Source organism: Chlamydia ibidis 10-1398/6, from assembly GCF_000454725.1.
GTDB classification, from domain to species: Bacteria; Chlamydiota; Chlamydiia; order Chlamydiales; family Chlamydiaceae; genus Chlamydia; species Chlamydia ibidis.
In genome coordinates, this window is sequence record NZ_APJW01000001.1 from 329,536 (window position 1) to 341,970 (window position 12,435).

Consider the following 12,435-nt stretch of genomic DNA (forward strand, 5'->3'; position numbering starts at 1 on the left):
AGATGAACTGCTTTATTATCATACAGCGTAAAAACCATCAGGAGCAGGAGGATGATCTGGACCTATAGGTAATTCTTTTTTCATGAATTTTCGGAAAACTTCAACTCCAGACTCTCCAGAGGAAATACAGTAAATACAATTACTAATCCACTTAGAATGTGATAGAGTTCTTGATTTGCAGTTACTTTGGTAAATAGGCGTGATCTTTTCTTTCCAATAGTCTGGGGAACCCATTAAGAAAATGGGTACCACAGGTTTCTTCCCTGTTTGGATACTAACCATTTCTAAGAAAAGTTCAAAGTCTGTTCCTGTACCTCCAACTGTGAAGATTGCTAGATCAACATGGAAATGCTCCTGTCTCTCAATGATAGAAGTTATGCGGTACGTCATTTTTGCTTGTACGTAGTGGTTAGTTTTTTGAGGACTACCAGGAAGTACTTCGCATTCTAAGAGATTACCACAAGAAAGAATGCCTAGTTCATTTGCTGCGCGGTTCCCTACTGCCATCGCTCCAGGGCCGCCTCCAGTCATCATCGCTAATGGTGTGCCAAAGGGAAATCCTGGAATAGTTAAAGTCTTTGTAAGAGATAAAATTCCTTTTAAGAAAGCCTGGAGTTTATCACTAGAATCTTCAATCATCAGATGAGATCCATGAAAACCTATAAAGTAGGCTGAACGGAATTCTTCTACATGCTTTAAAGGAACAAACATTCCTGAATCTTTCCCTTGCCGCTTAACATACTGTAGGACACGTTGGGTTGTTTTATCGACCCAGAATATTAGAATGCCATCTAAGTAAAGATCTAATAGTAGAGCGCGGTCTCTAGGTGAAAAGAATTGACCGTGTGCATATGAAGGAATTTGGAAATAGATTCGTTTGAGGTAATCACTCACATGGTAGGAAAGCAACATACTTTTCAAGGTTGATGAAGGAAAGTACCTAGAAAATAGTACGCCTTGGCTTGTGATATGTCCGGTTTCCATCGCCTTAAGGAATGGGAAGCAGGGCTGTGCCTCTCGGTAAGCGGAGATATTACTAGGGTAAGTGTCTTCTTGCTGGTATGTTAACTCAGAATTCCCTGTCAACCAAGAGTCAGGAGATAATAAAGAAATTTCACTGCCTTTAGAGATAAAGGTTGCTGCTTTTTCTTTCTCCCCAGGGGCTGTGTCAAATATTTGGAAAACACGTTCTTCAGATTCCAGGGAAGTTTGCAATAAGTCACGATCGCAGAAGAAAGAATGTTCTTTGTAAGGTTCTATTGTGAAAAATTCTAAGGGAATTCTCTCGACTGGCTCTTCTGAAGTACCATAAAGCTCATAAATATCTCCAGATTCTTGCGTTGTTGGCTCTAAAATATTTGCCGTTGTGTGATGTATTCCCTTAGGTAGTAAAGAGTCTACAACACGGGCAAAGGCTGTCCGTATATGTAGAGGCTCGGTTTTAATTAACAAGATATTTCCTGGAGAAGTAAGTTTTTCTCGTTCTTGTTTATGCTGATATAGGGACAGAAATTTTCTTATGCTAAGATCTTGATGGCTAAGGGATTTACTGATTAGAGGGAGAAACCCATGAATTTTTTCGTCATAGTGAATAGTACCCGGTAATGTAGGCACAGAAACAACAAGGCGATCATCAACAACATCTAGGGAAATCAAATGTTCTAGCTGTTTCCCAAAACATAAAAGGGGCAAGCCATCATTTGTGGTGTATTTGAACATTTTTTCTAGATACTGGGGAGACCGTATTAGACGACGATCATCCGCAGCAAATAGTTTAGCAACATAGTTCCCTGGCTGTAGCAGATTAAGCATTTCTTTTGCTATAGGATCATGACTGACGAATTTTACGAGTAGTCGTGCTCGGTAGTGTTCTTTACTTAAATCGCATGCCAACATTTTTGCATCAATACCCAATTGGGCAAGTGAGCTTTTTAAATTGAGATGGAGACAATGTAGCGGTAAATGAAAGCCTAAAAAGTATTCGGGGATATTGGAAATTTCAACTTCGCCTTCATAAGTATCTGCGGAAATGGGGCGTAGGTGCGAGCACAAATATCCATCTGGGGAAACGGCATCATGATCATTATGAAATAAATTAGACATAGGATCTAAAAGTCTCAGCAAATGCTTTATAGTTTATTCTTTTTTAAATTATTTGAAGAACCATTGAACCATAACAGTATGTTCCACATTGGAGCGTATCGAAGAGGAAACAATCCCTCCATATTTTCCTGGTTAAACCGGATTCCTTAAATTGAGGAATTCTATAAAGGGTTCTCCTCTTCTTCAGACTGTAGTCCGTAGGCTTGTAAGCCTACAAAGTACCGGGATCGCCCTAAGGATGTAAGTCTGATGCTATGCACTAGTCAAGTGCGAGTAGATAAGAGTTAACAGAATTACTGTTCTTGCTCAAGAGTTTTTCCTTAAGGGTACCAAAATCATTAAGGAAATCTGGGCTATTAAACATGATTTTTTTAGAAAAAGTAAAGAGGCTCTTTTTGGATATTTGTATTGTGGTTATCTATAGGAAAGAGTTTTTAGAAAATTGCAAAGGATGGTCTCTTTGCGATTGAGAATTATTTTTCTCTGGATACAATGAGAGGTTTTTAAGAAGGATGGGAAATATGCGAACTGCAAGAAGCGTTGGTACTCACGACGGTTCTTTCCATGCGGATGAGGTCACCGCATGTGCGTTACTTATTATCTTTGATCTCATTGATGAAGAAAAAATTATCCGTACTAGGGATCCAGAGAAACTAGCGACTTGTGAATATGTTTGTGATGTTGGTGGTATTTATTCTCCTAGGGATAAAAGATTCGATCATCACCAAGTTTCTTATTCTGGCCCTTGGAGTAGTGCAGGTATGATACTTGATTACTTAAAGGGGCAAGGGCTTGTTGAATCTGAGGAATATCATTTCTTAAATAATGCTCTAGTTCATGGAGTAGATGAGCAAGACAATGGCCGATTTTTTTCTAAAGAGGGCTTTTGTTCTTTTTCTGATATAATTAAGATATATAATCCCTTAGAAGAAGAATATTCCTCTGATGCGGATTTTGCCTTTGCTTTAAAATTTACTATTGATCTCTTGCAAAGGTTACGCGCGAAGTTTCGCTATGATCGTATCTGTCGTGATATTGTGAGATTAGCGATGGATAAGGATGATTTTTGTTTGTATTTTGACCGTCCTTTAGCTTGGCAGGAGAATTTTTTCTTTTTAGGGGGAGAGAAGCATCCTGCAGCTTTTGTCTGCTTCCCAACTGGAGATCAGTGGATTTTACGTGGAATTCCACCAAATCTTGATCGGCGTATGGAAGTCCGTGTTCCTTTCCCAGAGGAGTGGGCAGGGTTACTTGGTAAGCAGCTTGTTGAAGTATCTGGGATCCCTGGAGCAATATTTTGCCACAAGGGCCGCTTTTTATCTGTATGGGATAGCCAAGAAAGTTGCCAGAGAGCTCTTCGTTTAGTTTTAGAAAATCGAGGACTTGTATGACTGTTTTTGAGAGGATTATTGAAGGATCTTTAGATTGTGATAAAGTTTTTGAAAACGAGAATTTTATCGTGATTAAAGATCGTTTCCCTCAGGCTCCTGTTCATTTACTAATCATTCCCAAAAAACATATTGAAAGGCTGCAAGATTTACGAGAAGGTGATTTTGACTTACTTGCTGAAGCAGGGAAAATTATTCAGGAGCTAGCAGCTACTTTTGGTATCGCTGATGGTTATCGTGTCGTTATAAATAATGGTGTTGATGGAGGACAAAGCGTATTCCATTTACATATTCATCTTTTAGGTGGAAAGGCTTTAGGGCCTATAGCATAGCTATTGCTGTCTTTTCGAGTAGTTTGTGCTATAGCTCTAGTGCATTGCACCAATATCTTTTGATTCACGATATTTCTAACGCTGTTAAAGAAGCTGATAGAGTATTGAATAGCGCCGAGTATAGTTGCGATGAAGCTCGTTTGGCGTTGCGTGCTCTAATCCAATCTAAGGAGTATGCTTTATGGAAGGAATCTTATACTAAAGCTTCAAAGCGTTATCCCCAATTACGCTATAATCGTGATATACTTGAGGATTTCGCACTTCAAGTGTTAGCAGACAGTATATCGCACCCTTCAATAACTGTTCGTGCTGTTAATGTTCTTGCGATGGGATTGGCAGGAGATTTTCGTGTGTCTCCGTTATTAGTGAAAATGTTGTCTGATGACAGTGCTTTGGTGAGGACCCTGGCTCTACAAGTAGTATTACGTTATGGATCAGAAGATCTAAAAGAAGAAGTAGTTCGTATTGCTTGTCAAGATGACTTTATTCACGTTCGTGTTGTGGCTTATCAGATAGCTGCTTTGTTAGGTATAGAAAAACTTTTACCCTATCTTAAGGAGCGTGCTCATAACTCTCTGGTGGACGGAGCTGAGAGAAGAGAGGCATGGAAGGCATCTTGCATGCTGGATCGAGAGTTAATGGATCAGAGCAATATTTATAATGACATTGATCAGGCATTAATTACATGCCAGATGCTTCACCATGAGGTGAATAAACGTAATGAACATATATTTTTGAAATTATTATCCATAGAATCTCCAGAGGTTCAAGAGGCAGCCTTGCTCACTGCTCTTGCTTGTGGTAGGGATATCAGTTGTAAATCTTCTGATATTGCTATGAAGGTCCGTAGCTTGTCTCAGACTTCTCCTTTTCCAAAAGTCCGTTTGCAAGCTGCTGCTTTACTATATTTACAAGGGGACTCCTTAGGAGAGAAAATTTTAGAAGATGGTCTACGTTCGCCTATTACGTCTGTCATGGAAGCAGCTTCAGCAGCTGTTTGTTCTCTTGGAATACAAGGGGTTCACATTGCGGAGAAATATGTGTCATCTGTGGTATCTAAGAAAGCTTCTGCGAACTTGGCTATTTTGTTACTTGTTAGTCGTAGAAGCATTGAAATGGCGGGGGATATAATTGCAAAATTTATTTTAAATCCTGAAATGTGTTGGGCAATTGAACATTTTCTTTGGGAAGAACAGTGGGATCCAAAGTATGAAGTTTTGCCTTTGTACTCTTCCATGGTTAAGAGAGAAATCTCTCGTAAATTGATACGTCTTTTAGCTATTGCTAAATATAGCAAGGTGAAGCAAGTTACTGCTGATTTTCTCTCAGGTCAACAGTCGCGTGCATGGAGTTTTTTTTCCGGAGTATTTTGGGAAGAAGGTGAGGAGGAAGACGTAGTAGTGTCAATTTCTGATCAAGAAAGTTTTGCTGTGAATTTAGAGACTGCTTTGGCAAATTTATGTAAGAAACGGGATCAAGATTCTTTAGAAAAAGCTATTGCACTATATCCGAATAGCCAATGGCACGATAAGTTAGCTATTTTAGAAGCCGTTGCATTTTCCGAAAACATTGAGTCTATTGACTTTTTGTTAAACTGTTGCCAGTATGAGACTCCTTCGTTGCGTAGTGCGGCGGCCGGAGCAATATTTGCAATTTTCAAATAATTATTATTTAATTGTTGCTTTTCTAATATTTCTCGATGTTTTTATTTTTCATATTATATTATAGTTTTCTGTCTGGTTGATTTGATTCCTTTTGTTTTAAAGGTATCTTTCTTCTAGAAAATTATAAACGAGTCTTCTAGGTTTTTAGAGGTCTATTGCAGGATTAATTAGATGAGTAAGTCTATGTGTCGTTCATTGACACCTGTATTTTCTATAGTTTCCCACGGCTTCCATTACTTTGGATGCCATCTCCATTGTATCTAGTCTTTATTTCGTAGTTTTTCCGTGTTATTTTTTCTGTCCTATCTGTTTGCGGATGGGATCTTTAGTGTCTATTTAGGAGGCGCTGAGATGAATATCTCATTATTTTTATTTTTTTTATTTGGAATACAGATAATTTGTTTGTATTTCGGTCGTAGCTCTACCTCGTCTATCAAAGATTATGAAGAGTATTTTCTAGCTGGGAGAAGTTTAAAGACCTTTGCTTTAACAATGACATTTATTGCGACCCAAATCGGAGGAGGCGTTCTTTTAGGAGCTGCTGAAGAGGCATACCACTACGGTTATAGAGTCTTACTTTATCCTATAGGAGTTGCTCTGGGTTTAATATTTTTGGGAATTGGTCCGGGAAGAAAATTGGCCTCAGGGAAATATGCAACTGTTGTTGCTATTTTCGAAGAGGTTTACGGTTCTAGGATACTTAGAAGGATAGCCTTTCTTTTATCTGTCTCATCTTTGCTATTTATTCTCGTAGCGCAAGTTGTTGCTTTAGGAAAATTGTTGGGCATATTTCCTTATGGAAAATATTTGGTAATTACTCTTTGGATAATGTTAGCTTGTTATACCTCCTCTGGAGGATTTGTTGCTGTTGTGAAAACAGATAGTGTTCAGGCTATATTTCTACTTTTGTCGGTTATTTTTTGCGGGGTTTTTGTTTGGTGTTTTTCACCAAAAATTGCTTGTCAGAGTTTCTATGCTTTTCATTCTTTATCGGCAAATAAACTATCTGGATGGATACTCATGCCCATGCTTTTTATGCTGGTAGAGCAAGATATGGTGCAGCGTTGTGTTGCAGCGTCTTCAAAGAAATGCTTAACGAAAGCGTGCATTTTTGCAGGGATTTGTATTTTATTGTTCAATTTGGTCCCCTTAGGTCTTGGTATAGTAGGAGCGAAATTAGGATCTAATCAAGGTTGTGTACTCATTGATACTGTGCGATGTGTATGCGGGCCAGCGTTAGCTTCTTTAATGGCAGCAGCTATTGGAGTTGCTATTTTGTCTACAGCAGATTCTTTATTGAGTGCAGTGGCTCAATTAGTTAGTGAGGAAATCCCTAAGATTTCTGGAGATCACTATCCTCGTCTTATTTTAGTGATCGCAGTTTTTGCTCCAATATTTGCTTTGTTATTTACGAATATCGTGGATCTTTTGATTTTGAGTTATGGATTGTCTGTATGTTGTTTGTCTGTGCCTGTCATTGTCGTTTTGATGAGTAATTATCGTCCTAGAACCATATCGGCGTGGGCAGCAATTTTGTTCGGAGGAGGAGCCTATCTGTCAGGAATAGTGTTTTCTATAGGAATCCTGAATAGCAGTATAGCTTGGCTAATATCTCTATTAGCATTTTTGTTTGTAGAAATTAGTACGGTTATGTTTGCCAAATTACGCAATAGTCAGCGTATTCTACCCTAGTGACATAATTAGATGAGGTCCGTTTCCCCATATACGCAAAACGGACCTTGTCAGAATTTATTTAGTATTGGCGTAAGGAAGTTTTTTTAAATTGGAAAGCACGTCTACAAGGGAAGCAAGAAAAGCTTGAACTAGTGGGTCATCAGAGTTACTAGGAATTTCTCTAATAAGTTTCTTACAATAGTATATGAGCCAGTGTAAAGCACATAATAAACATTGTAGAAGGTACAATTTGTACGTTTTTTTAACCATAGACCTCCATGAAGTAAGCATATACTTATCTTCACTATTATTTGATAATCAAATAGTTAAAACTGATAATAGTCTGCAATAGAAATTTAATAAAACTGTTCATGCTTCAATGAATCAGACTTCTAATTTTTCTGATTTGTTAAGAGATCGAGCAAAAATCAGAATATCCGAAAGTTCTTCTAAGTTGATATGCTGTTCTCTATCGCATAAAGCATGTTGCGGATTGTTATGGACTTCAATGATAATGCCATCTGCTCCTAGAGCCAGAGCAGCCTTAGCTAATGGGGGGACTAGGGAACTAGTGCCTGCAGCGTGTGAAGGGTCAACAATGATGGGTAGGCACGAAATTTGTTTCAGTAAAGCGACAGAATTAAGATCTAAAGTATAGCGTGTAGATCTCTCGAATGTACGGATCCCTCGCTCACAAAGAATAACACCAGGACAAGAGTTTGATTTTAAAATATACTCTGCTGCCGATAGCCATTCTTCTAAAGTTGCTGCAGGATTACGCTTTAAAATAATAGGACGGTGGGAGAGTCCCACTTCCTGTAACAATGTGAAATTTTGCATATTTCTGGCGCCAATTCTAAGGATATCGACATGTTCTGCTGTAATTTCGACATCTCGTACGTCCAAAACTTCTGTTTCTGTAAGTAGGCCGTGAACTTTCTTAGCTTCACTATGCCAAGACACGCACTCTCTTTGCCAACCTTGAAATGCATAAGGACTTGTTCTAGGCTTACGTATAGAACCTCGCAGTATGCTAGCACCAGCTTTTTTAACAGCCATTCCCATAGCTACAGTATGTTCGTAACTTTCCAAGGTACAGGGACCTGCTATCAGTAGAGGATAATCCCACAGCGGTGATGTGTTTTTAAGTTGATTAGCAGATCGTAATGTATGCAGAAGGGGAATAGTAGTCTTGAAAATAATAAACCTCTCTTATTTTGGAAGCATCTCAGAGAATAGAACAACACTTTTATTATCTCTGGAAAGATAGATTAGAAGAGAGGGTTAGAAAATCTCCATAGAAAAAAACAAAGGGATCGTGTTTAGAAGATCCATCTAACTTTAACCGATGTTTAAGGATGGGGATTATTTTTAGGAAGTAGAGCCCCGTAGTGATTATTTCCTCGTAGTACAAAAATCTCTGCTTGGTTTTCAGGACAGTAGTCTCCTCCGATAAAGCCATGCATTTGGGCAGAACGACTTAGTTGGTCTAATGTTTGTCTTAGAGAACTATCGGCTAAGTATTGGCACATAGCTAGGGGCTGCAGAACATTGCTAAGAGCAGGTATTTGTTCGTCCTCTGCTTGTTCATTTACAGCATTGAACATTCTCATAAGTTGGCGCAGGTCCACATGTTCCATTTGGTGCATGAATGTTGTTCTCAAAGCAAGATGTGGAGATGTTTTTTTAAACATTGAAAAGAAGAAGCGGTTCCTGAGGTTGTTCATCATTGTAATTTTGGTAATATTACTTAAGAGAACATCAGAGATTTCTTGAAAGCGGTGAGTGATAGCTCTATTCGTCAATTCTTCAGCACGAGATAAGAACTGTGCTAATGCAGAGGATAAATCTAGGGGTAGAGATGTCAAACTATCCGAATTATTTACTAGAAAACTATATAATAACACATAAGGCGGAATAAGCTTTCCAAGCGTTCTCTCATCATGTCTGGGTACAGAGTCATCGTGAATGGGGCATTCTAAGCGACTCAGGAAGAGCCTCCAATTTTCAGGCATTGCGGCGCGTGTGCGTTCTAATAGTTCTGAAGAATCTTCTGTCTCTATGCTTGCTAAGAGATTCAATAAAAGTTTAGCTGAATCTTTATACCAAGTCAGCTGGCTCAAATTTTGTATTAAGGAGCTCACAAAACTCTGGGTTTCTTCTACAATAAATTGTGAAGAGCCAGTAAGAATATCTCTAGAAAGCAGAGTAGATAGAGTAGAGAAGGCTAATTTTTCAGTAAGCTTGCGATATTTCCTAGATCTTAAAGTTAGGTCTAGGTGTGTTTGGAATATATTATTGAATTTGTTAGCTAATCTTGAGGTGCTACGGTCTTTAAGTAGGCTAGGATACTGTAGGATTACAAAGAACACGCAAATAGAGTCGTTCCATATCTTGTCCTCTTCCGTAGTTTCACCTATACGTAATGATTTCATGAAAGGAAGGGAATAGGTCTTCATATAAGCAGCAGACCAAGAGCTATTGTTAGAGATAGCTTCCTCAAATTGTCTTAGCCAAGTGGATAAATTTTGGTAATTTACAGTTCTAGGAGAGGTGCTAGCAATCTTAGCTAGCTCAGAAAATACATAATTTAACTGAGGAATATCAGAACCTTGGGAAATACCGTCACATAATAACAGAATGGATTCTAAAGTTTCCAAGTGCTGTTTTTGTTTCCATGCTGTTGATAGTAAAGATTTTAGACGCGCGCCTTGATTGTCGTTGAGCTCTAAAGTTTCTTTTAAGCTTTCCTTACTGCTTATAGTGTCTGAGAGAAGTTTTAACCCCGAATTAAAGAAATCTTCACATTCAGGGGAACGCGCAGCAGAGGGAGTAGACATTAAAAATAAGAATAGTTCACATTGCTCAGGTATAGGGGTGGTAAGAAGTGATCGCAGATTTGTAGAAAATCTGTAAAATGCAGAAAGAAGAATAGGAGACATACTGCTTAAGACAGAGGATGATCTATGCTGGACCATATTTTCTTCTGTTATAACTTGTTGAGTATAGCTCAATAGGGCGTGTAAAATTTCTTGCTCTGTCTCTTTGCGTTCTTTGGCGGATCCGCTCAGCTTTTCAACTTCCTCGCTGTTCTTGAGAAGAGTTGGAAGTAGTTCTAGTAAAAGCATAGCCTGTTTTTTAGACGAAGTTAGAGGACATTCTCTTGGGGAAAGGAGACCAGAAAGCATCGGAGAGGAAGGCTGATTTGCTATTAAAGAGCTGATAATTTTTGCTGCAATCTCGGGGCTATCTGACATCTGAGATGTAATAAGAGCATGGATGTTTTCAGCACTTCCTAATTGAGATAGGCGATTGGCATCTGTTTGAAAAAATGATAGTTCTTTAAGGAAAGTTACTAGGGAAAAATTATCCATGAGGGATAGAATTTTTCGATCATAAAGTTCTTTAAAAGAAGGATATTTAGCACAATCTTTAAGTATGGTTGCTGTCGTCTCTGCAAGTAATTTGTTTTCCTGATTAGAATTTGAAAACTCTAGGGCTAATACTTTCTCTGCTTCTTTGTCGAAAGATAAAGGATCTTTAGAGTTAAACAGAGCTGACAACCATCCGATGACAAATGAGCGGAAAAAGCAGTTCCCATCACCAGGAACATTGACGTAACAGTATTTAGCGTCCAGATATGTTAATTGGTCTAATTGCAGTTTGGCAACTTCAGAATCTTCAGAGTTTTCTGAGATTTTTTTCTCCAATAAGGTAATCTTATTGCTAAACACTGAAGACACTCGTGTAGGATATGAAGCAACAAATGACGGGTTTAGTGTTTCTAAGCTTCGTATCACACGTTGTGCAGACAAGGGGAGTAATCCGTTTTCCTCCTGTACTAGCATGGCTTCCAAGGATCCTCGTTTTCTGTCTCTAGGTAGGGAGTGTGCGGAAGATGCAATCTCTTCTACGCTAGGTAGGTTATCGCTTAAAGGATGGCGGACTACTTCTTGTGGTTGTAAATGCTGTATAACAGGTTCACTTTTCTTTGGTTCTTTCGGACGTACTACAGGTTCTTCAGATTGAGTGATTTCTGTTTCTATTGTTTCCTTGATTTCCTCTTTTTGGTTATGAGAGGGCGGGTAAATTGTTTCTCCAATTATAGGGACGTCGTATATTTGGGGTTCGCTTCTTTTTTCAGGAACAGGAAGAATAGGAAGAGTTGTTTTTGTCAGATGGTGTTGGCATCTATGAATTATTAGAAGAATCCCCAGAGTTACAATGTGTAAAAGTACGTAGGCCACAACCCTAAGAATTCTGACGCATAACGGATCGTTAGGATTTGTTTGTAGGTGATAAAAATTATTGTCTCCAGGAGGAGGGCAGGATGGGGATAAGGGTAGTGCCATAAAAATAAAAAAACTTATTTTGTTTTTTTTGATTAAACTAAATCATCTATCAAGATTTGATGATGTATTTGTTGTTTTCTCTTATAAGTTTATCATGATTATTCATTTGTAGTATATGTTTATGAAATTAAAATATTATTGTTTGCTAATTGTTTGTTTGTCATCTTCTTTGTTTTTAGTAAGTTGTGGACAAAACCTTAAACGAGAAGAGGTGTTTATTGTTGGGACTAATGCTGCCTATCCTCCTTTTGAATACATAGATAAGGAGGGAAAGATTGTTGGCTTTGATATCGATGTAGCAGAAGCTGTAAGCTCTAAATTGAATAAGCGTTTGGAAATCAGAGATTTTTCTTTTGACGCCCTGCTTTTAAACCTTAAAAGGAACCGTGTGGATGCTGTTATTTCTGGTATGTCAATCACGCCTTCTCGTAAAAAGGAGATTGTTATGATTCCATATTATGGCGAAGGTGTGTACTCTCTCACAGCCATAAGTCGTAATAACATTACCGAACAGTGTGTTGTTCCTTTGTCACAATATTCTTCGGTTGCTGTGCAGACAGGCACTTATCAGGAAGATTACTTACGTTCTTTGCCTAATGTTGCTATACGTTCTTTTGATAGTGCTCTTGAAGTGATTATGGAAGTATTAGGAAAAAAATCTCCTTTGGCTGTATTCGAACCTTCTGTGGCTCGTGTAGTTTTGAAGGATTTTCCCGAATTACATTGCACACAGATTTGTCTTCCAGAATCTTGGTGGGTTTTAGGCTACGGCATTGGTATATCCAAGGATAATGAGAGTTTAGTTCAAGAAGTCTCTCAAGCTATTTCTGAATTAAAAACAGAAGGCGTTTTACACAAATTAGAGGAGAAGTGGGGATTGAGCAAGTAGTGAATGATCCTAAGTAATTACCTTTAGGAGAGT

8 protein-coding genes are annotated in these 12,435 nt (G+C 38.4%); 5 read left to right on the plus strand and 3 right to left on the minus strand.

Annotated elements, in window-relative coordinates:
• Positions 1-18 precede the first annotated feature (18 nt).
• A complete protein-coding gene (locus H359_RS01550; RefSeq protein WP_020370976.1) occupies positions 19-2,103 on the minus strand; it encodes an LOG family protein in 2,085 nt (694 codons plus the stop codon).
• 521 nt (positions 2,104-2,624) lie between these two features.
• Between H359_RS01550 and H359_RS01555 the strand changes: the two genes are divergently transcribed.
• From H359_RS01555 to H359_RS01570, 4 genes are all read left to right on the plus strand, one after another.
• Entirely contained in the window at positions 2,625-3,494 is an 870-nt protein-coding gene (locus tag H359_RS01555) for an MYG1 family protein (protein WP_020370978.1), read from the plus strand.
• A complete protein-coding gene (locus H359_RS01560; protein WP_020370979.1) occupies positions 3,491-3,823 on the plus strand; it encodes a histidine triad nucleotide-binding protein in 333 nt (110 codons plus the stop codon). Before H359_RS01555 ends, H359_RS01560 begins: the two co-directional genes overlap by 4 nt.
• Positions 3,824-3,867: 44 nt before the next feature.
• Positions 3,868-5,487: a HEAT repeat domain-containing protein gene (locus H359_RS01565; protein ID WP_035392434.1), complete on the plus strand. Its 1,620-nt coding sequence runs from the start codon at positions 3,868-3,870 to the stop codon at positions 5,485-5,487.
• Between the two features lie 351 nt (positions 5,488-5,838).
• The gene (locus H359_RS01570) at positions 5,839-7,179 is read left to right on the plus strand and encodes a sodium:solute symporter family protein (RefSeq protein WP_020370981.1); all 1,341 of its coding nucleotides are present in this window, start codon (positions 5,839-5,841) and stop codon (positions 7,177-7,179) included.
• 366 nt (positions 7,180-7,545) lie between these two features.
• On the opposite strand, the gene aroF is transcribed toward H359_RS01570, so the two are convergent.
• Complete coding sequence (aroF, locus tag H359_RS01580; RefSeq protein ID WP_407918989.1) at positions 7,546-8,361, minus strand: 3-deoxy-7-phosphoheptulonate synthase; 816 nt, start codon at positions 8,359-8,361, stop codon at positions 7,546-7,548.
• Between the two features lie 152 nt (positions 8,362-8,513).
• Positions 8,514-11,513 carry an OTU domain-containing protein gene (locus H359_RS01585; RefSeq protein ID WP_035392307.1) on the minus strand — a complete coding sequence of 1,000 codons (3,000 nt, stop codon included), beginning with the start codon at positions 11,511-11,513 and terminating at the stop codon, positions 8,514-8,516.
• Positions 11,514-11,634: 121 nt separating this feature from the next.
• On the opposite strand from H359_RS01585, the gene H359_RS01590 reads away from it, so the two are divergent.
• Complete coding sequence (locus tag H359_RS01590) at positions 11,635-12,402, plus strand: transporter substrate-binding domain-containing protein (protein ID WP_020370986.1); 768 nt, start codon at positions 11,635-11,637, stop codon at positions 12,400-12,402.
• Positions 12,403-12,435 lie beyond the last annotated feature (33 nt).

Bases quoted from the DNA above. Each gene is read 5' to 3' on its own strand.
- H359_RS01550 (WP_020370976.1), bottom strand. From the start codon at position 2,103: ATGTCTAATTTATTTCATAATGATCATGATGCCGTTTCCCCAGATGGA.
- H359_RS01555 (WP_020370978.1), top strand. From the start codon at position 2,625: ATGCGAACTGCAAGAAGCGTTGGTACTCACGACGGTTCTTTCCATGCG.
- H359_RS01560 (WP_020370979.1), top strand. From the start codon at position 3,491: ATGACTGTTTTTGAGAGGATTATTGAAGGATCTTTAGATTGTGATAAA.
- H359_RS01570 (WP_020370981.1), top strand. From the start codon at position 5,839: ATGAATATCTCATTATTTTTATTTTTTTTATTTGGAATACAGATAATT.
- H359_RS01585 (WP_035392307.1), bottom strand. From the start codon at position 11,513: ATGGCACTACCCTTATCCCCATCCTGCCCTCCTCCTGGAGACAATAAT.
- H359_RS01590 (WP_020370986.1), top strand. From the start codon at position 11,635: ATGAAATTAAAATATTATTGTTTGCTAATTGTTTGTTTGTCATCTTCT.